Source organism: uncultured Methylibium sp. (assembly GCF_902826655.1).
GTDB lineage: Bacteria > Pseudomonadota > Gammaproteobacteria > Burkholderiales > Burkholderiaceae_C > Methylibium.
The window spans coordinates 73,731-92,176 of record NZ_CADEFR010000003.1 but is presented as its reverse complement, the minus strand read 5'-3'; the positions used below and the strand labels follow the sequence as shown (position 1 = coordinate 92,176).

The 18,446-nt window shown below is 72.2% G+C and carries 17 protein-coding genes; 8 read left to right on the top strand and 9 right to left on the bottom strand.

Features of this window, described 5'->3' with window-relative positions; all coding sequences use genetic code 11:
* Nucleotides 1-6: 6 nt before the first annotated feature.
* The gene (locus QZV97_RS02590) at nucleotides 7-1,209 is read left to right on the top strand and encodes a glycosyltransferase (protein WP_295637942.1); all 1,203 of its coding nucleotides are present in this window, start codon (nucleotides 7-9) and stop codon (nucleotides 1,207-1,209) included.
* Between the two features lie 6 nt (nucleotides 1,210-1,215).
* On the opposite strand, the gene uvrB is transcribed toward QZV97_RS02590, so the two are convergent.
* On the bottom strand, nucleotides 1,216-3,339 hold the full coding sequence (uvrB, locus tag QZV97_RS02585; protein ID WP_295637939.1) for an excinuclease ABC subunit UvrB: 2,124 nt from the start codon (nucleotides 3,337-3,339) through the stop codon (nucleotides 1,216-1,218).
* Nucleotides 3,340-3,449: 110 nt separating this feature from the next.
* On the opposite strand from uvrB, the gene QZV97_RS02580 reads away from it, so the two are divergent.
* The 6 genes from QZV97_RS02580 to QZV97_RS02555 all read left to right on the top strand — a co-directional run bounded on the left by QZV97_RS02580 (nucleotide 3,450) and on the right by QZV97_RS02555 (nucleotide 10,675).
* Nucleotides 3,450-4,643 carry an amino acid aminotransferase gene (locus QZV97_RS02580; RefSeq protein ID WP_295637936.1) on the top strand — a complete coding sequence of 398 codons (1,194 nt, stop codon included), beginning with the start codon at nucleotides 3,450-3,452 and terminating at the stop codon, nucleotides 4,641-4,643.
* A 119-nt stretch (nucleotides 4,644-4,762) separates the two neighbouring features.
* A complete protein-coding gene (locus QZV97_RS02575) occupies nucleotides 4,763-6,823 on the top strand; it encodes a DUF6600 domain-containing protein (RefSeq protein ID WP_295637932.1) in 2,061 nt (686 codons plus the stop codon).
* Between the two features lie 221 nt (nucleotides 6,824-7,044).
* Nucleotides 7,045-8,286, top strand: coding sequence for a polyhydroxyalkanoate depolymerase (phaZ, locus tag QZV97_RS02570; RefSeq protein WP_295637929.1), 1,242 nt, complete (start codon nucleotides 7,045-7,047; stop codon nucleotides 8,284-8,286).
* Complete coding sequence (rsxB, locus tag QZV97_RS02565) at nucleotides 8,283-8,951, top strand: electron transport complex subunit RsxB (RefSeq protein WP_295637924.1); 669 nt, start codon at nucleotides 8,283-8,285, stop codon at nucleotides 8,949-8,951. Before phaZ ends, rsxB begins: the two co-directional genes overlap by 4 nt.
* Nucleotides 8,952-8,995: 44 nt before the next feature.
* Nucleotides 8,996-9,631 carry an endonuclease III gene (gene nth / locus QZV97_RS02560; RefSeq protein WP_295638175.1) on the top strand — a complete coding sequence of 212 codons (636 nt, stop codon included), beginning with the start codon at nucleotides 8,996-8,998 and terminating at the stop codon, nucleotides 9,629-9,631.
* Nucleotides 9,632-9,658: 27 nt separating this feature from the next.
* On the top strand, nucleotides 9,659-10,675 hold the full coding sequence (locus QZV97_RS02555) for an alpha/beta hydrolase (RefSeq protein ID WP_295637920.1): 1,017 nt from the start codon (nucleotides 9,659-9,661) through the stop codon (nucleotides 10,673-10,675).
* A gap of 232 nt (nucleotides 10,676-10,907) precedes the next feature.
* On the opposite strand, the gene QZV97_RS02550 is transcribed toward QZV97_RS02555, so the two are convergent.
* Nucleotides 10,908-11,981 carry an alpha/beta fold hydrolase gene (locus tag QZV97_RS02550; protein ID WP_295637917.1) on the bottom strand — a complete coding sequence of 358 codons (1,074 nt, stop codon included), beginning with the start codon at nucleotides 11,979-11,981 and terminating at the stop codon, nucleotides 10,908-10,910.
* 217 nt (nucleotides 11,982-12,198) lie between these two features.
* Here QZV97_RS02550 and QZV97_RS02545 point away from each other — a divergent pair, with 217 nt between their 5' ends.
* On the top strand, nucleotides 12,199-12,600 hold the full coding sequence (locus tag QZV97_RS02545; protein WP_295637913.1) for a nuclear transport factor 2 family protein: 402 nt from the start codon (nucleotides 12,199-12,201) through the stop codon (nucleotides 12,598-12,600).
* A gap of 211 nt (nucleotides 12,601-12,811) precedes the next feature.
* Here QZV97_RS02545 and QZV97_RS02540 read toward each other — a convergent pair whose 3' ends face one another.
* The 7 genes from QZV97_RS02540 to QZV97_RS02510 are packed head-to-tail and all read right to left on the bottom strand — an operon-like array spanning nucleotide 12,812 to nucleotide 18,442.
* Nucleotides 12,812-13,369, bottom strand: coding sequence for a histidine phosphatase family protein (locus tag QZV97_RS02540; RefSeq protein ID WP_295637910.1), 558 nt, complete (start codon nucleotides 13,367-13,369; stop codon nucleotides 12,812-12,814).
* The gene (gene cobS, locus QZV97_RS02535; RefSeq protein WP_295637907.1) at nucleotides 13,366-14,184 is read right to left on the bottom strand and encodes an adenosylcobinamide-GDP ribazoletransferase; all 819 of its coding nucleotides are present in this window, start codon (nucleotides 14,182-14,184) and stop codon (nucleotides 13,366-13,368) included. The genes QZV97_RS02540 and cobS overlap by 4 nt, the downstream gene beginning before the upstream one ends.
* Before the next feature lie 24 nt (nucleotides 14,185-14,208).
* Complete coding sequence (gene cobT / locus QZV97_RS02530) at nucleotides 14,209-15,261, bottom strand: nicotinate-nucleotide--dimethylbenzimidazole phosphoribosyltransferase (RefSeq protein ID WP_295637904.1); 1,053 nt, start codon at nucleotides 15,259-15,261, stop codon at nucleotides 14,209-14,211.
* Nucleotides 15,262-15,274: 13 nt separating this feature from the next.
* A complete protein-coding gene (locus tag QZV97_RS02525) occupies nucleotides 15,275-16,204 on the bottom strand; it encodes a cobalamin-binding protein (RefSeq protein WP_295637900.1) in 930 nt (309 codons plus the stop codon).
* Nucleotides 16,201-16,743 (bottom strand): bifunctional adenosylcobinamide kinase/adenosylcobinamide-phosphate guanylyltransferase, encoded by a 543-nt coding sequence (cobU, locus tag QZV97_RS02520; protein WP_295637897.1) that lies wholly within the window; start codon nucleotides 16,741-16,743, stop codon nucleotides 16,201-16,203. Before cobU ends, QZV97_RS02525 begins: the two co-directional genes overlap by 4 nt.
* The gene (locus tag QZV97_RS02515; RefSeq protein WP_295637894.1) at nucleotides 16,740-17,528 is read right to left on the bottom strand and encodes an ABC transporter ATP-binding protein; all 789 of its coding nucleotides are present in this window, start codon (nucleotides 17,526-17,528) and stop codon (nucleotides 16,740-16,742) included. Before QZV97_RS02515 ends, cobU begins: the two co-directional genes overlap by 4 nt.
* Nucleotides 17,525-18,442: an iron chelate uptake ABC transporter family permease subunit gene (locus tag QZV97_RS02510; RefSeq protein WP_295637891.1), complete on the bottom strand. Its 918-nt coding sequence runs from the start codon at nucleotides 18,440-18,442 to the stop codon at nucleotides 17,525-17,527. The genes QZV97_RS02515 and QZV97_RS02510 overlap by 4 nt, the downstream gene beginning before the upstream one ends.
* Nucleotides 18,443-18,446 lie beyond the last annotated feature (4 nt).

Below are 18,446 nucleotides of genomic sequence, written 5' to 3'. Positions count from 1 at the left end.
GCACCGATGACGGTCGCACGCAGACTCGACGACACCCCGCCACCGCCGGCCGCGACGCCGACCCGCAGCGTCGACCTCGTCTACTTCAACGCCGGCGGCGGCCATCGCGCGTCGGCCACCGCGCTGCAGGCCGCGATCCGCGAACAGGGCCGGCCCTGGGACGTGCGCCTCGTCAACCTGCTCGAGGTGCTGGACCCGCAGGACCTGTTCCGCAGGTTCACCGGCTTCGCGCCGGAGGCGATCTACAACCAGCGCCTCGCGCGCGGCTGGACGCTCGGCCTGGGCCAGGAGCTGAAGCTGCTGCAGGGACTGATCCGCCTCGCGCACCCGACGCTGGTCAGGCAGTTGCAGCAGCACTGGCTGAAGACCGAGCCCGACCTCGTGGTCTCGCTGATCCCCAACTTCAACCGTGCGCTGTACCAGAGCCTCGCGTCCGCTTTGCCCGGCGTGCCCTATGTGACGGTGCTGACCGACCTGGCCGACCATCCGCCGCATTTCTGGATCGAGCCCGACCAGGCCCAGCACTTCGTCTGCGGCACGCCGCGGGCCATGGAACAGGCGCGCACGACAGCGCATCCGGCCGCGAGGCTGCATGCCAGCTCCGGCATGATCATCCGGCCCGACTTCTACCGCGCGCCGATGGTCGATCGCGCCGCCGAACGGGCCGCGCTCGGCCTCGATCCGTCGCGACCGACCGCGCTGGTGTCCTTCGGCGGCCAGGGCTCGAAGGCCATGCTCGGCATCGCCAGACAGCTCGCCGACACGCAGCTGATCCTGGTCTGCGGCCACAACGAGGCGCTCGCCGCCAGGCTGCGTGCGCTGCCCGCCGCGGCGCCGCGCCTGGTGCTGGGCTTCACCTCCGACATGCCGCGCGTGATGCAGCTGGCCGACTTCTTCATCGGCAAGCCCGGCCCGGGCAGCCTGAGCGAAGCGGTGCAGCTCGGGCTGCCCGTGATCGTGGTCCGCAACGCCTGGACCATGCCGCAGGAGCGCTACAACGCGCAGTGGGTGCGCGAGAACGGTCTGGGCCTGGTGCTGCCCGGCTTCACGCGCATCGCGCCGGCCGTGGCGGAGGTGATCACGCGGCTCGATGAACTGCGCGCCAACACGCGGCGCCTCGAGAACCTGGCGGTGTTCGAGCTGCCGCGCGTGCTGGACGGCATCCTGCGCGAGAGCGAGGCGCTGCGGCCCGGCCTGCCGCTGCGCTGAGCCGGCTCAGGCGGCCGCGCCGCCTCCGCTGATCGGCACGACGTTGTCGTGCCCGGCGCCGCCGAAGGCCTGCTCGCGCAGCAGCGCCAGCTGGTCGCGCACGCGCGCGGCCTTCTCGAACTCCAGGCTCCTGGCGTGCTCGAGCATCTGGCGCTCGAGCTGCTTGATGCGCTTGCCCAGGTCCTTCTCGCTCATCGCCTCGAGCTCGGCCGCCGCCTGCGCGGCCTTCAGGTCGTCGCCGCGGCTCTTCTCGGAGTAGACGCCGTCGATCAGGTCGCGCACTTCCTTCTTCACGCTGCGCGGCACGATGCCGTTGGCCTCGTTGAAGGTGATCTGGCGCTCGCGGCGGCGCTCGGTCTCGTCGATCGCGCGCTTCATGGAGTCGGTCACCACGTCGGCATAGAGGATGGCCTTGCCGTTGAGGTTGCGCGCCGCGCGGCCGATGGTCTGGATCAGGCTGCGCTCGGAGCGCAGGAAGCCCTCCTTGTCGGCATCCAGGATCGCGACCAGGGAGACCTCGGGAATGTCCAGGCCCTCGCGCAGCAGGTTGATGCCCACCAGCACGTCGAAGGCGCCGAGCCGCAGGTCGCGCAGGATCTCGACGCGCTCGACCGTGTCGACGTCGCTGTGCAGGTAGCGCACCTTGACGCCGTTGTCGGCCAGGTAGTCGGTCAGCTGCTCGGCCATGCGCTTGGTCAGCGTGGTCACGAGCACGCGCTCGTGGAGGTCGACGCGCTCGCGGATCTCCTGCAGCAGGTCGTCGACCTGGTGAGTCGCCGGCCGCACCTCGACCAGCGGGTCGACCAGGCCGGTCGGGCGCACCAGCTGCTCGACGACGTGGCCGGCGTGCTGCTTCTCGTAGTCGGCCGGCGTGGCCGACACGAAGACCACCTGGCGGATCTTGCGTTCGAACTCCTCGAACTTCAGCGGCCGGTTGTCCAGCGCGCTCGGCAGCCGGAAGCCGTAGTCGACCAGCGTCTGCTTGCGCGCGCGGTCGCCGTTGTACATGCCGCCCAGCTGACCGATCAGCACGTGGCTCTCGTCGAGGAACATCAGCGCATCGGCCGGCAGGTAGTCGACCAGCGTCGGCGGCGGGTCGCCGGGCGCAGCGCCGCTGAGGTGCCGCGTGTAGTTCTCGATCCCCTTGCAGTGGCCGATCTCCTGCAGCATCTCGAGGTCGAAGCGGGTGCGCTGCTCGATGCGCTGCGCCTCGACCAGCTTGCCGGCGGCGACGAACTCGGCGAGCCGCAGGCGCAGTTCTTCCTTGATGCCGTCGATCGCCTTCAGCACCTGCTCGCGCGGCGTCACGTAGTGGCTGGACGGATAGACCACGAAGCGCGGCACCTTCTGGCGGACGCGGCCGGTCAGCGGGTCGAACAGCGACAGCGTCTCGATCTCGTCGTCGAAGAGCTCGACGCGGATCGCCAGCTCGGAGTGTTCGGCCGGGAAGATGTCGATGGTGTCGCCGCGCACGCGGAAGCTCCCGCGCGAGAAGTCGGTCTCGTTGCGCGTGTACTGCATGCGGATCAGCTGCGCGATCAGGTCGCGCTGGCCGAGCTTGTTGCCGCTGCGCAGGATCAGCCGCATCTCCAGGTAGTCCTCGGGCTTGCCGATGCCGTAGATCGCGGACACGCTGGCGACGATGATCACGTCGCGCCGCTCCAGCAGGCTCTTGGTGGCGCTCAAGCGCATCTGCTCGATGTGCTCGTTGATCGCGCTGTCCTTCTCGATGAACAGGTCGCGCTGCGGCACGTAGGCCTCGGGCTGGTAGTAGTCGTAGTAGCTGACGAAGTACTCGACCGCGTTCTTCGGAAAGAACTCGCGGAACTCGCTGTACAGCTGCGCGGCCAGCGTCTTGTTGGGCGCGAACACGATGGCCGGCCGGCCCATGCGCGCGATCACGTTGGCCATCGTGAAGGTCTTGCCCGATCCGGTGACGCCGAGCAGGGTCTGGAACACCTCGCCGTCCTCGATGCCCTCGACCAGGCCCGCGATCGCCGTCGGCTGGTCGCCCGCCGGCGGATACGGCATGAAGAGCTGGAAGGGCGAGTCGGGGAAGCTCGCGAATTCGCCCTCGGGCAAGCCGGCATCGGCAGCCACGGGAGCATCGGTCTCGGTCAGAACGGCCATGGGCGGGCTCGCTAGAATGCGGGTTATCCCTTGGGGCAGGGCAATCCGCCAGCGTAGCCGAATCGCTTCGCCCCTGCCACTGACATCCACTGCCCAGCGAAGCCGCCACCATGTCCGCCCTGTTTGCCTCCGTCGAGATGGCTCCCCGCGACCCGATCCTGGGTCTGAACGAGCAGTTCAACGCCGACCCGAACCCGGCCAAGGTCAACCTCGGCGTCGGCGTCTACACCGACGAGAACGGCAAGCTGCCGCTGCTGAAGTGCGTCGCTGCCGCCGAGGCGCAGATCGCCGCAGCGCCCAAGGCACGCGGCTACCTGCCGATCGACGGCATCGCCGCCTACGACAAGGCGGTGCAGGGCCTGGTGTTCGGCGAGGCCGCCGCGGCCAGCGGCCGCATCGCCACCGTGCAGGGCCTGGGCGGGACCGGCGGCCTGAAGATCGGCGCCGACTTCCTGAAGCGCCTGTCGCCCGCGGCCAAGGTGCTGATCAGCGACCCGAGCTGGGAGAACCACCGCGCGCTGTTCACCAACGCCGGCTTCCAGGTCGAGAGCTACCCGTACTACGACGCCGGCAAGCGCGGCATCGACATCGACGGCCTGCTGACCGCGCTGAACGGCGCACCGGCCGGCACGATCGTCGTGCTGCACGCCTGCTGCCACAACCCGACCGGCTACGACCTCGACGCCGCCCAGTGGCAGCAGATCATCGCCACGGTGCAGGCGAAGAAGCTGGTGCCCTTCCTCGACATGGCCTACCAGGGCTTCGGGCAGGGCATCGCCGAGGACGGCGCGGTGGTGCAGCAGTTCCTGGGTTCGGGCCTGGACTTCTTCGTCTCGACCAGCTTCTCCAAGAGCTTCTCGCTGTACGGCGAGCGCGTCGGCGCGCTCAGCGTCGTCTGCGCCAGCAAGGACGAGGCGGCGCGCGTGCTGAGCCAGCTCAAGATCGTGATCCGCACCAACTACTCCAACCCGCCGACGCACGGCGCGACCGTCGTCGCCACGGTGCTGACGACGCCGGCGCTGCGCACCCAGTGGGAAGAAGAACTCGCCGGCATGCGTCAGCGCATCAAGGCCATGCGCGTCGCGCTGGTCGCGCGGCTGCAGGCCGCCGGCGTCCCGGGCGACCTGAGCTACATCACCTCCCAGCAGGGCATGTTCAGCTACTCGGGTCTCAACGCCGCGCAGATGCAGCGCCTGCGCAGCGAGTTCGGCATCTACGGCGTCGATTCGGGCCGCATCTGCGTGGCCGCGCTGAACGAGCACAACCTCGACGCCGTCGCGAAGGCGATCGCCGCGGTCGCCTGAGGCCCCATGGCGCCCCCGGGTTTGCAATTCTTTGCAAGCTCGTGGCTGCTGCCGATGCACCGATACGCCGGCTGCTGCGTTGAACCGTCACCGGTCGCGCCGCGACCCGAGGTGACGCCATGAACGCCATTCGCTTCTTCCCGCCCCGCAGCGGCAGCCTGTTCACCCTGCTCTGCGCCGGTCTGCTGGTGTCAGGCTGCGCCAGCCCGGCCCACGCCGAGAACGAGCCCGACCAGGACATCGTCGACCCCCCGGCCCGCGTCGGCAGCATCAGCGCACTGCGCGGCCCGGTCGACGCCTCGACCGAGGCCGGCGGCGCCTGGGAGCCGGCCCAGATCAACCAGCCCGTGACCACGCAGACCGCGCTGTGGGCGCCGCCCGGCAGCCAGGCCGAGGTGCGCATCGGCAGCAGTTCGGTGCGCCTGGACGGCAACACCCAGGCCGTCTTCTCGCAGCTCGACGACCACGGCGTCTCCATCGACGTCGCCCAGGGCACGGTGCGCGCCCGTGTGCGCAACCTGCCGACCGGCGACCGCTTCAGCCTCAGCGCCGACGGCGTGCGCGCCGAGGCCGACGGCCCCGGCGACTACCGCGTCGAGTACGACCCCGACCGCCGCGCCTACACGCTGCGCGCGATCGCCGGTCGGCTGCGGCTGGTGACGCCGAACAACAGCTTCACGCTGGGCACCGGCCAGGAAGCCCTGGTCGAGCGCGGCGGCGAAACCCTGCAACTGCGCGCCATGGGCCAGCGCGACGACTTCGACCAGTGGGCCGAGGCCCGCGACCGCGACCAGGACCGTCTGGCCGCCGCGCGCTACGTCTCGCCCGAGACCACCGGCATCGAGGCACTCGACGAACACGGCCGCTGGGACACCGTGGCCGAGTACGGCGCCGTCTGGTATCCGCGCGCCCTGCCCTACGGCTGGGCGCCCTACCGCTACGGCCACTGGGCCTACGTGCGTCCCTGGGGCTGGACCTGGGTCGACGACGCCCCCTGGGGCTTCGCGCCCTTCCACTACGGCCGCTGGGCGCTGATCGGCAGCGCCTGGGGCTGGGTGCCCGGCCCGATCGTCACGCGCCCGGTGTGGGCACCGGCGCTGGTGGGCTACGTCGGCGGCAGCGGGGTGAGCGTCAGCATCAGCATCGGCATCGGCGGCGGGCGGCCGGTCGGCTGGTTCCCGCTCGGCCCGCGCGAGGTCTACCACCCGCCGTACCGCTACTCGCCGCGCTACGTGCGGCAGGTGAACATCATCAACGTGACCAACGTCGTCAACGTCACGACGGGCGATCGCACCGTGGCCCGCCCGCAGCCGCCCGCGCCGGCCTACCGCTACGCCCAGCGACCGGACGCGGTGACGATCGTGCGCGAGGACCAGTTCCGCAACGCCCGCCGCATCGGCCGCGACCGCATCGAGCTCACGACGCAGCAGGCCGCGCAGCTGCAGCCGGTGGTCGGCACCGTCGGCGGCCGCCCGTCAGGGGCCGGCCCGCGGCCGGGTGGCCTGCCCACCGCCGCGCTGCCATCCGCGCCGGCGCAGCGCGACGTGCGTGCCGACGAGCCGCGCCGCGGCTTCCGCGACCCGCGCGTCGAGCGTCCGCGCGTCGAGACCGGCCTGCCGCCCCGGGCCATCGGCCCCTACGGCAACAACGCGCCGGCACCGGCCGCGACCGCGCCGCAGCAGCCCGGCCCGGCGAACCCGCCGCGCGGCGAGCGGCCGATGCTCGCGCCGACGCTGGTCGAGGCGCCGCGCCCGCAGGGCGAGCCCGACCGCATGATGCGCCGCCACGGCAACGACGACCGTGCCGACGAGCGCGGCGACTGGCGCCAGAACGGCCGCGGCTACGACGGCAACCAGCGCGGCGAGCGCCCGCAGCCGCGCCAGGCGCCGGAGCCGGCGCGCATGCCGCAAGCGCAGCCGCAGATCGCGCTGCCCAACAACGCGCCGTCGCCGCAGGTGATGCCGCGTCCGGTGCCCGTGCCCCAGGTCATGCCGTCGCCGCAGGTCATGCCGCGGCCGGTGCCGGTGCCGAGTCCGCAGCAGCAGGGCCCGGCGGTGCAGCAGCCGCGGGCGCCCGAGCGATCCGACCGCCAGGAGCGCGGCAACGTCGACCCGCGGCGCGGCTTCGTCGATGCCGTCCAGGGACAGGGCCAGGGCAACAAGCGCGAACGCGAGCGCTGAGACCGCTGACGCCAAGGTGACATCCCGGGCCGGACCGCGCGCGAAAGCGCCGGTCCGGCCCCGCATTTGCGCCCTTTGCCGCGGCCGCGGGCCTGCGACGATGCCAAGGTCGGGGACTCTCCCCTACACTGGTTGCGGCGCAGCATGAGGGTGCGCCGACCCCCACAAGACGACCGGCGGCGCGTCGCGACCCCGGCCGATCGACGCTACGAGGCAACGGCATGCTCTATCAGCTCTACGAAACGCAGCGTGCGCTGCTCAGCCCCTTTGCGGAGTTCGCCACCGCCTCGGCCAAGCTCTACAGCCACCCGCTGTCGCCCTTTGCGCAGGCGCCCGGCGCCCAGCGCGTGTCGGCCGGCTTCGAGCTGATGCACCGCCTGACCAAGGAATACGAGAAGCCCGAGTTCGGCATCACCAACATCGAGGTCGGCGGCGTCGACGTCGTCGTGCAGCAGCAGACCGCGATCGAGAAGCCCTTCTGCAAGCTGCTGCGCTTCAAGCGCTTCACCGACGACGCCAGGCTGCTGGGCAAGATGCGCAACCAGCCCAGCGTGCTGGTCGTGGCGCCGCTGTCCGGCCACCACTCCACGCTGCTGCGCGACACCGTGCGCCTGCTGCTGAAGGACCACAAGGTCTACATCACCGACTGGGTCGACGCGCGCATGGTGCCCACCGAGGCCGGCGCCTTCCACCTCGACGACTACGTGCACTACGTGCAGGAGTTCATCCGCCACGTGGGCCCTGACGTCAACGTGATCTCGGTGTGCCAGCCGACGGTGCCGGTGCTGGCGGCCGTGTCGCTGCTGGCCAGCGGCGGCGAGAAGACGCCGCGCACCATGGTCATGATGGGCGGCCCGATCGACGCCCGCAAGTCGCCGACGGCGGTCAACAACCTGGCGATGAACAAGAGCCATGAATGGTTCGAGAACAACGTCATCTACCGCGTGCCGCCCAACTACCCGGGCGCCGGCCGCGCGGTCTACCCCGGCTTCCTGCAGCACACCGGTTTCGTGGCGATGAACCCGGACCGCCACATGTCGTCGCACTACGACTACTTCCTCGACCTGGTGCGCGGCGACGACGACAGCGCCGAAGGCCACCGCCAGTTCTACGACGAGTACAACGCCGTGCTCGACATGCCGGCCGAGTACTACCTCGACACCATCAAGGTCGTGTTCCAGGACTTCGCGCTGGTCAACGGCAGCTGGCTCGTGAGCGGCGAGCCGGTGCGGCCGCAGGACATCAAGACCACCGCGCTGCTCACGGTCGAGGGCGAGCTCGACGACATCTCCGGCAGCGGCCAGACCGCCGCCGCGCTGGAGCTGTGCAAGGGCATCCCCAGGACCCGCAAGCGCCACTACGAGGTCAAGGGCGCGGGGCACTACGGCATCTTCTCGGGCCGCCGCTGGCGCGAGTTCGCCTACCCCGAGATCCGCGACTTCATCCTGAAACACCAGAAGTGAAGGCGGACGCGCAGCAGCGGCTGGTCGACGCGATCGACGCCGCGCTGCCGCAGACGCAGTGCACGCGCTGCGGCGAGCCGGACTGCCGCCGCTACGCCGAAGCCATCGCCGCCGGCCGCGCCGGCATCGACCAGTGCCCGCCCGGTGGTGCCGAAGGCATCGCGCGTCTGGCCGCGATCACCGGCCGCGCCGTCGTGCCGCTCAACCCGGTCCACGGCATCGAAGGTCCGCTGAAGCTGGCCGTCATCGACGAGGCCTGGTGCATCGGCTGCACGCTGTGCATCAAGGCCTGCCCGGTCGACTGCATCGTCGGCGCGGCGAAGCAGATGCACACGGTGATCGAGTCGCAGTGCACCGGCTGCGAGCTGTGCATCCCGGTCTGCCCGGTCGACTGCATCTCGCTCGAGCCCGCCGGCCCCGCGACCGGCTGGGCCGCCTGGTCGCCGGCGCAGGCCGAGGCTTCTCGCGCGCGCTACCGGGCGCGCGACGCGCGCCGCGCCCGCGCCAAGCGCGAGAACGACGAGCGCCTCGCCGCCAAGGCCGCGCACAAGCTGGCGCACCTGGAAGAGGAAACCCGCCTCACCGATCCGGCCGAGGTCGACGCCAAGCGCCGCGTCATCGAAGCCGCACTGGCGCGAGCCCGCGCCAAGCGACCGCCGGCCTGAGCGCGCGGCGCCGGGCGCGTCCACAATCGCGGCCCATGACGACGATGAATGCCGCGCAGGTCGAGAGCTTCTTCGCCACGCTGAAGGCGGCCAATCCGCATCCGTCCAGCGAGCTGCAGTACGCGTCGGTCTTCGAGCTGCTGGCCGCGGTGCTCCTGTCGGCGCAGGCCACCGACGTCGGCGTCAACAAGGCGACGCGCCGCCTCTTCGTCGTGGCGCCGTCGCCGCAGAAGATGCTGGCGCTCGGCGAGGCCGGGCTGATCGAGCACATCAAGACCATCGGCCTGTTCCGCAGCAAGGCGCGGCACCTGATGGAGACCTGCCGCCTGCTGATCGAGCGCCACGGCGGCCGGGTGCCGCGCGATCGCGCCGCGCTGGAAGCCCTGCCCGGCGTCGGCCGCAAGACCGCCAACGTCGTGCTCAACGTCGCCTTCGGCGAACCCACGCTCGCGGTCGACACCCACATCTTCCGCATCGGCAACCGCACCGGCCTCGCGCCCGGCAAGACACCGCTCGACGTCGAACTCAAGCTGCTGAAGCGCGTACCGCCGCACTACCTGCACGACGCGCACCACTGGCTGATCCTGCACGGGCGCTACGTCTGCCAGGCGCGCAAGCCGCGCTGCGGCGAGTGCGCCGTGGCCGCGGCCTGCGGTTACGCGGACAAGGCCGCCGCCTAGCGGCCAGAAGCATTCGCCGGAGGCCTCGTGTCACGACCGCTGCGCCGGCTGCTGACGAGCCTGGGGGTCGTCGCCCTGCTGCTGGCGCTGCTGGCCGGTGCCTTCCTCGTGAGCCCCTGGCCGGGGGCGCTGGTGATCCGCCAGGTCTTCGACCGCGGCGCGCAGCAGGCGTCCGACGCGCTGCGCAAGCACGTGCCGCCCGGCATCGTCCAGCACCTGGGCGAGGTCTACGACCCTGCCGACCCCGACGCGCGCTTCGACGTCTACCTGCCGCCGCCGCCCGCCGACGGCGCCGCGCGCGGGCCGCTGCCGGTCGTCGTGTGGGTGCATGGCGGCGGCTGGGTGTCGGGCAGCCGCGGCGACATCGGCAACTACGCGCGCGTGCTGGCCGGCCGCGGCCTGGCCGTCGTTGCGGTGGACTACAGCATCGCGCCCGGCGCGCACTACCCGACGCCGGTGCGCCAGGTGAACACCGCGCTGCGCCACCTGTCGATGCAGGCCGCGCGCTGGGGCATCGATCCGGACCGCATCGTGCTGGCCGGCGACTCGGCCGGCGCGCACATCGCGGCGCAGGTCGCCAACACGATCGCGCTGCCGGCCTATGCGGTGGAGGTCGGCGTCGTGCCGGGCCTGGCCAGCCGGCAGCTGCGCGGCGTCGTGCTCTTCTGCGGCCCCTACGACCTGCGCAAGGGCCGGCTGAACGGGCCCTTCGGCCTGTTCCTGCGCAGCGTGCTGTGGTCGTACAGCGGCCAGCGCGACTTCCCGAGCGATCGCGCCTTCGCGACCGCCTCGGTCATCGACCACCTCACGCCCGACTTCCCGCCCGCCTTCATCTCCGCCGGCAACGCCGACCCGCTGCTGCTGCAGTCGCACGACCTGGCGGTGCGCCTGTCGACGCTGCGGGTGCGGGTGGAGACGCTGTTCTTCCCCGATGACCACGTGCCGGCGCTCGGGCACGAGTACCAGTTCGACCTGGATCAGGAGGCTGGACAGCGGGCACTGAAGGAGATGGTGAGGTTCGTGGAGGCGAGAGTGGGTCAGTAGCGGGCGTCAAGAGATCGTTGTGGCCGCTTTCGGCCAGGAGCCGTCCTTCCGGGTCGGCTCGAAAATCTCGCGTCGGCGTTCCGACAAAGGACAGCTTCCCGGTGACGCGTTCGGAATTCTCGTCCGCCCGATCTGGGCGGGTCCCGGTCTAGGTCGACATCCTCGTGACTGGACGTCGGGCGGGATGCTCGAGCTCGCTAACCGCAATCTGGCTTGGCTTCGCGCACGCGGCTCAGGGCTCCCTGCCAAAGCCGGCGTCGCGCGCCCGCACGATCAAGTGTCCACGCGACTCGATGCCCAACACGTCAAGGATCGCGGAAACCTGATTGCGAACGGTCTTGTCCGCCACCTCCAGATGCGCGGCGATCTGGGCGTTGTCGAACCCTCGGGCCAACAGGTCGAGGATCTGAGTTTGTCGTTCGGTGAGCTTGTCGAATCCCTGCGCGGCGCGCGCCGATGGGACGCGGGGAAGAAAGGCCTCAATCGCATCAAGGCACTGCTGCCAGCCGGGTTCATCGGCCGTCATGACGTGATTGACCCCATCGATCGGCACGAACCGGGCGTCGCGGATGCCAGCGGCGATCGCCGCGCCCTCGGCGAACGGCACCCGTACGTCGCCCTTGGCGTGCAAGACCAGCGTCGGGCATCGGACCTCGGCCAGCAGAGGGGTCACGTCCATGGCGTTGAACGCCCGCATGCAGCGAACGGCGTTCGCCGACGAGGCCGACACGCGCTGCAGCTCGTTGAACCATTGGTGCTGCTCCATGGTGCCCGTCGGAAGGAACTGGGTTGTGAAGAACTGGCGGTACGCGTTGTCCTCCTTGGCCCATCCCAGCTCGGCCAGCCGGCACATGGTCTCGGCCTCGTCGCGCTCCTGCTGCGTTCTGGCGCGTGCGAGGCGCCCGCGAGTGAAACCGCCATAGACGATGAGCTGCGCGACCCGCTCGGGGTGGCGCGCCGCGTAAGCGATCGCCACGCCGGCGCCCTGCGAATAGCCGAACAGCGTGTACGGCGGTTCTCCGATCGCGTCCGCGACCGTCGCCAGGTCGTCTACCCAGGCATCGAAGTCGATCGCGGGCGGCTCCCAATCCGACAGGCCGCAGCCGCGGGCGTCGTAGCGAACGTAGCGCCCCCGCGCCTCCATTGCGTCACGCCAGTGGCGGTTCAGCGGATTCGTCGAATCGAACTCGATGTGAGAGAGCCACATGCCCGCCTTGATCACGACGCGCGCCCCCGCGCCCGAGACCGAGTACGCCAGTCGAGCGCCATCGGGCGCGTGGACGAAGCGGATGTCGGGTGGCGCCATGCGTCAAGCTCGTTCGCAGCGTGGCGTTCGCTGGGTCGCCGCGCGGCCCGCCCCACCCCATCGACGGGACAAAGTCCCGGCCGACGCGGCGGAAGGGGGGCGGAATCGGGGCCACGGCGGGACAAGCGCCCGTCGACGAAACACACGTCGGGTTTGAAACTGGACTTCCGTCGTTCCAGTCGACGGATCCCCGTTCAACCAGCAAGGAGTCGCAGCCATGAGCAACATCCAGCGAGTATTGACCATCTACGAGGCTTTTGGTCGAGGCGACGTTCCAACGATTCTCAGCCACTTGGCCGACGACGTCGAATGGGAGCACGGCGCAGCTGACGTGGGCATTCCCTGGCTGAAACCACGACAAGGGCGCGCCGAAGTGCCAGCATTCTTCGAAGCGATGGGCGCACTCGAGATCCGAAGTTTTCAGCCCAAAACCCTGCTCGAAAGAGACAACGTGGTCGTCGCCATCATCGGGCTGGAGTTCGTCGTCAAGGCCACCGCCCACACGGTCAAGGAGGACGACGAGGTGCACATCTGGCGCTTCGGCGACGATGGCAAGGTCGCCAGCTTCTGCCACAAGGTCGACACACACCAGCATTGGCTCGCACTTCAGCCCACGTAGACGTTCGAGGCTCGAGTCTCGGGCCGGATCGGGCCGCGTTGTCGCCCACCTTGTGGCACCGGCGCTCAGATGCCTGCAGGCCACGAGGTCGTGCCGTCGTTCCGTGGGCCGGAAGCTCCCGAGAATGCCCAGTGGCGCCGCTAGGACGGCCACCTTCGGAGCGTCACCGCTGGCCGCTATGGGTCGGAAGCGACCAACTACCACGCACAACTCACTTCAGCCTCACCGCAACGCCCCAGCGCGGCGCCGCAGGCCAGTCGCTTGCCGTGGCGCGTACCGCTCCCGCGTCCCGCAACCAGATCCACCCCGACACCCACCCCCCATGCGTCACCAGCAACCCCGCCGGCGCATCCCTCAGCACCGCCCTCACCCGCTCCAGCAGCATCGCCACGCTCTCGCCCCCGCCCGGCCGGTAGTCGTGCAGGTCGGCCGCCCAGGCGTCGATCTCCTCGCGCGCGATGTCGTCCCAGCGCCGTCCGTCCCAGCGGCCGAAGTCGCACTCGATCAGTCGCGCGTCGACCACGCACTTGAAGCCCCAGCGCCGCAGCCAGCGGCCCACGTCGCGGCAGCGCCGCAGCGGCGACACCGCCACCTCGCGCGGCAGGCCCTCGCGGCGCGCGGTGCGGCGGATGCGGTGCGCCAGGCGCTTGGCCTTGCGCGGGTCCACCGGCAGGTCGGTGCGTGCGCCGATGCAGCGGCCTTCGGCGCCGCGCGGCCGGGGGTGGCGCCAGGCGATCAGCACGGTGGGTGGCGCCGCTTCTTCGCTCACTGCCCCAGCATCGCCAGCACGGCCAGATAGACGGCCAGCTCGCTCAGCTGCTGCGCGGCGCCCAGGGTGTCGCCGGTGACGCCGCCCAGGCGGCGGTGGAACCAGCGCGCGCAGAAGGCACCCGCCGTCACCGCCGCGGCCAGCGCTACCAGCCACGCGGCGGCACCGGGCAGCGCGTAAGCCACGTCGCCGCGCCGCGCGCCGATCAGCAGCGCGACCAGTGCCAGCGGCCACGCGCAGGCCACGCACCAGCTGGCCGCCGACACGCGCGTCGCCAGCGGCTTGGCCTTGGCGTGCTCCACGTCGCCGGCATAGGGCAGCACGCGGATCAGCGTGACGGCCACCGCACGCGACAGCGTGTGCGCCACCAGCAGCGTGGCCGCGGCCCAGCCCAGCGGCAAGGACGCGAGCGCGGTCGCCTTGAGGCCCAGCACCACGATCAGCGCCAGCGTGCCGTAGCTGCCGATGCGCGAGTCCTTCATGATCGCCAGCGCACGCTCGCGGTCGGCGCTGCCGCCCAGGCCGTCCAGGGTGTCGGCCAGACCGTCCTCGTGGAAGGCGCCGGTCAGCCACAGCGTGGCCGCGATCGACAGGCCCACGGCCACCGGCATCGGCCACCACTGCGCGGCCGTCATCAGCACCACGGCACCCACCGCGCCGACGAAGGCGCCCACCAGCGGCAGGTAGCGCGCGCTCTGGTTCAGCCACTCGGGCTGCCAGCCCACCCACGCCGCCAGCCGGCCGCGCACCGGCACGCGGGTCAGGAACTGCAGCGCCAGCAGCAGCAGGCGCAGTTCGTGGGCCAGGAACTTCATGCCGCGATGATGCCGCCCGCGGCGCTAGCCCTCGCTGCGCGCGCTGACGCCGGCCTCGTCGAACGAGGCCATGCCGTTGAGCAGCGCGACGGCGGCGGCCACCAGCGGCCAGGCCAGCGCGGCGCCCGAGCCTTCGCCCAGGCGCAGGCCCAGGCTCAGCAGCGGCTGGGCATGCAGGTGGGTCAGCGCCAGCTGGTGGCCGGACTCGTGGGAGCGGTGCGCAAACACGCAGGCGTCCAGCACCGCGGGCCGCAGCGCATGCGCCACCAGCAGCGCGGCGGTGACGATGTAGCCGTCGATCACGATCAGGCGGCGCTCGTGCGCGGCCTGCAGCATGGCGCCGGCCAGCGCCGCGATCTCGAAACCGCCGAAGGCCGCCAGCGCGTCCAGCGGCGCGCGCGCGTCGGCGTGGCGCGCGGCCACCTTCTGCAGCAGCACCAGCTTGCGCGCGTAGCCGGCATCGTCCAGCCCGGTGCCGCGGCCGGTGCAGGCCGCCACCGGCTGGCCGGTGAGGCGCGCCACCAGCAGCGCCGCGGCCGAGGTGTTGGCGATGCCCATCTCGCCCAGCACCAGCGCGTTGCCGGGCAGGCCGCGCACGACCTCGCAGCCCAGCGCCAGCGCCTGCGCGCATTGCGCCGCGCTCATCGCCGGGCCGTCCAGGGCGTCGGCGGTGCCCGGCGCGACCGGCCGCACCACCAGGCCCGGCCGCGCGCTGCGCGTGCCGGCACGCACGCCCGCGTCGACGACGGTCAGCCCCAGGCCCTGCGTGCGCGCCAGCACGCTGATGGCCGCACCGCCGGCCAGAAAGTTGTCGACCATCTGCGCCGTCACCTCGGCCGGATAGGCCGAGACGCCGCGCGCCGCCAGGCCGTGGTCGGCGGCGAACACCACCGCCTGCGGCTCGTGCAGTTGCGGGTCGACGCGGCCCTGCAGCAGGCCCACCTGCAGCATCAGCGACTCGATGCGACCCAGCGCGCCCAGCGGCTTGGTCAGGTGGTCGATGCGATGGCGCAGGCGCGCGGCCAGCGCGGCGTCGGCCACGGGCTCGACGGTGGGCGGGGTCCAGGGAGTCGTCATGAGGTCGTCGCGTTCAGGGGCGCGCGGCGCGTTCGCGGCGCACCTCGTCCAGCGCCTGGCACAGCGCGCGCGCGCCGTCGGCGATGCGCGGGCCGGCGCGGCTGATCTCGTCGCCGGGCAGCGTGTACAGCCAGCCGCGCCGCGCGGGCGTGAAGCCCTGGCCCAGGCGGCGCCAGATCGCATAGCCGGCGTCGTCGGGCGCGCGCTTGAGCAGCGGGCCGCCGCCGTCCTCGCGCGCGCTCAGCACCACCTCGGGCCGCGCCTGCAGCACCGACTCGATCGACACCTGCGGCGCCAGCGGCTGCAGCTCGGCGAAGACGTTGCGGCCGCCGCAGAGCTCGATCACGTCCGACACGATGTGGCGGCCGCTCAGCGTCATCAGCGGCTCGGACCACACCTGATAGAACACGTCGACCTTGGGCGCGTCGGCCGGGCGCGCGGCGCGCAGCGCGGCCAGCGTGCGGTTCAGCGCCTCGGCGCGCCGGCGGCCCGCGTCGGCCAGGCCCAGCAGGCGCCCGACGCGCTCGATGGCCGGGGCCAGCTCGGCCAGGCGCAGCGGCTCGACACGAAAGGCCTGCAGGCCGGCGGCCTTGAGCATCGCGAGCTCGCGTTCGGTACCGCTGTGGGTCCACACCAGCACCAGGTCGGGCTTGAGGCCGATGATCTTCTCCAGATCCAGCCGCTGGTGGTCGCCGATGCGCGGGATGCGCGCGGCCTCGGGCGGATGGTTGCTGGTGTTCACCGTGCCGACGATGCGGTCGAGCGCGCCCAGGTCGGCCACGATCTCGGTGAGGTTGGGCGCGATGGTGACGACGCGGCGCGCCGGCGCGGGCAGCGTGACGAGCTGGCCACCGTCGTCGCGCAGCGTCAGCGGAAAGCCGGGCTCGGCGGCATGCGCGGCGCCCGCGCAGGCCAGCAGCAGCGCGAGCCACCAGCGCTTCATGCGGCGGGCCCCTTCACCGCGACGGGCAGGCCGGCGACCATCAGGCTCACGCGGTCGGCCTGTGCGGCCAGTTGCTGGTGCAGGCGGCCCTGCACGTCGACGACGCGGCGCGACACGGCGTCCATCGGCACGACGCCCAGGCCGATCTCGTTGCCGACGGCGATGACGGGGCCGGCGCAGCGCGGCAGTGCGGCCAGCAGCGCCTGCACTTCGGCCTGCGCATCCAGCGGCGCGTGGCCCGGCGGCGGCGCGAGGACCTGCGTGATCCACAGCGTGAGGCAGTCGATCAGCAGGCAGCGACCGGCGCGCGACTCGGCCTCGACCGCGCTCGCCAGCGCCAGCGGCGCGTGCGGCAGGTCGACGCTGCGCCAGTGCGCGGGCCGGTCGGCGCGATGGCGCGCGATGCGGGCGCGCATCTCGTCGTCGGCGGCGAGCGCCGTCGCAATGACGACGACTTCGCAGCCGCTCGCCGCGGCCAGGCGCTGCGCCTGCGCGCTCTTGCCCGATCGCATGCCGCCCACGATGAGGTGCAGCGTCATGCGGCCTCCTTGGCGCTGCCGATCCAGAAGCGCCGCTCGCCGCAGACCTCGACCTCGGCGATGGGCACGTCGAAGGCCAGGCCCAGGTGCGTGGGCGTCATCACCTGCTCGCGCGGGCCGGCCCAGAGCTCGCCCTGGCCGTCGAACAGCAGCGCGTGCGTGGCCAGCGACCACGCGAGGTTGAGGTCGTGCAGGCTGGCGACGACCAGGCCGCCGCGCGCGGCGTGCGCCACCAGCGCGGCCACCAGCAACTGCTGGTGCGCGAGGTCGAGGTGGGCCGAGGGTTCGTCCAGCAGCAGCAGCGGCGCGTCCTGCATCAGCGCGGCGCACAGCGCGACGCGCTGGCGCTCGCCGCTGGAGAGGCGGCCCACGTCGTGCGCGGCCAGCGCCTGCAGGTCGAAGCGGCGCAACAAGTCCGTGAGGCGTGCCTCGGCGGTCGCCGCGTCGTCGCCGCGCGCCTGGGCCACGGCGAACAGCGCCTCGTCGACGCGCAGCGGGAAGGGGTCGCTCCAGCCCGGCGGGCACCAGGCGCGCCAGGGCGCCAGCGCGGGCAGCGGCCAGTCGTGCAGCGCCCGGCCCTGCAGACTCAGCCGGCCGCCGGCGGGTCGCAGCAGGCCGGCCAGCGTGGCGATCAGCGTGGACTTGCCGGCGCCGTTGGGGCCGAGGACGACCCAGCGCTCGCCGGCGGCGAGCTCGAGCTTCAGGCCCTGCAGCAGCGTGCGCTCGCCGGCCGCGAGCGACAGGCCGTCGAGCGACAGGCGCAGCGGGTCCTGCCACGGGGTCATCGCCGACCCCGCCTCAGCAGCAATGCGACGAACACCGGCACGCCGACCGCCGCCGACAGCACGCCGACCGGCAACTGCAGCGGCGCGAACGCGCTGCGCGCCACCGCGTCGGCGACGACGACGAAAGCGCCGCCCAGGCCGACGAAGCCGACCGCGCCGGCCGTGGCGACCGCGGCACCGGTGGCCACGGCGGCGGCCAGCAGCACCTGGCGGCGCCGGCGCGCGACCGGCACGCCCAGCGTCGCGGCCCAGGCCTCGCCGCGCGCCATCAGGTCGAGCTCGCGCGACCACGGCCAGGCCAGCGCCAGCGTCGCGACCAACGCCAGGAAAGCGGGCTGCCAGGCGACGACGCCGTTCAGGTCGCCGAGCAGCCAGAACACCATGCCGCGCAGGCGGCCCTCGGGCGCCAGCGTCAGCAGCACCGAGACGACGGCCGCCGCGGCCGCGCCGATCATCACGCCGAGCAGCAGCACCGTCGCACTCGACTCGCCGCCCGGCGCGCTGGCAGCAGCCAGCGGCTGCGAGCGGCCGGTGACGCGCCACGACAGCAGCAGCAGCAGGCCGGCCGCGAGCGCGGCACCCAGCATCGCGCCGACCGCCGCGCCGCCTTCGGAGCCGAGCATCAGCCACAGCATCGCGCCGACCGAGGCGCCGCCCGACACGCCGATCACGTGCGGATCGGACAGCGGGTTGCGCGTCAGCCCCTGCAGCAGCGCGCCGGCCACGGCCAGCAGCGCACCGGTCGCGAACCCGGCCGCGACGCGCGGCGCGCGCACCTGCCACAGGATGGTCGCGTCGCCGATGCCGCCCCAGCCCGCCGACCCGGCCAGCAGCCCGCCGCCGAGCACCAGCACGGCGGCCGCCGCCAGCACGACGAGTGCAGCGACGGGGCGGGCGGGCGCGAGGCGGGTCATGGCC

Bases quoted from the DNA above. Each gene is read 5' to 3' on its own strand.
- cobU (WP_295637897.1), bottom strand. From the start codon at position 16,743: ATGACGCTGCACCTCATCGTGGGCGGCATGCGATCGGGCAAGAGCGCG.
- QZV97_RS02545 (WP_295637913.1), top strand. From the start codon at position 12,199: ATGAGCAACATCCAGCGAGTATTGACCATCTACGAGGCTTTTGGTCGA.
- QZV97_RS02515 (WP_295637894.1), bottom strand. From the start codon at position 17,528: ATGACCCCGTGGCAGGACCCGCTGCGCCTGTCGCTCGACGGCCTGTCG.
- nth (WP_295638175.1), top strand. From the start codon at position 8,996: ATGAATGCCGCGCAGGTCGAGAGCTTCTTCGCCACGCTGAAGGCGGCC.
- QZV97_RS02575 (WP_295637932.1), top strand. From the start codon at position 4,763: ATGAACGCCATTCGCTTCTTCCCGCCCCGCAGCGGCAGCCTGTTCACC.
- phaZ (WP_295637929.1), top strand. From the start codon at position 7,045: ATGCTCTATCAGCTCTACGAAACGCAGCGTGCGCTGCTCAGCCCCTTT.
- cobS (WP_295637907.1), bottom strand. From the start codon at position 14,184: ATGAAGTTCCTGGCCCACGAACTGCGCCTGCTGCTGCTGGCGCTGCAG.
- cobT (WP_295637904.1), bottom strand. From the start codon at position 15,261: ATGACGACTCCCTGGACCCCGCCCACCGTCGAGCCCGTGGCCGACGCC.
- QZV97_RS02525 (WP_295637900.1), bottom strand. From the start codon at position 16,204: ATGAAGCGCTGGTGGCTCGCGCTGCTGCTGGCCTGCGCGGGCGCCGCG.
- uvrB (WP_295637939.1), bottom strand. From the start codon at position 3,339: ATGGCCGTTCTGACCGAGACCGATGCTCCCGTGGCTGCCGATGCCGGC.
- QZV97_RS02590 (WP_295637942.1), top strand. From the start codon at position 7: ATGACGGTCGCACGCAGACTCGACGACACCCCGCCACCGCCGGCCGCG.
- QZV97_RS02550 (WP_295637917.1), bottom strand. From the start codon at position 11,981: ATGGCGCCACCCGACATCCGCTTCGTCCACGCGCCCGATGGCGCTCGA.
- QZV97_RS02510 (WP_295637891.1), bottom strand. From the start codon at position 18,442: ATGACCCGCCTCGCGCCCGCCCGCCCCGTCGCTGCACTCGTCGTGCTG.
- QZV97_RS02580 (WP_295637936.1), top strand. From the start codon at position 3,450: ATGTCCGCCCTGTTTGCCTCCGTCGAGATGGCTCCCCGCGACCCGATC.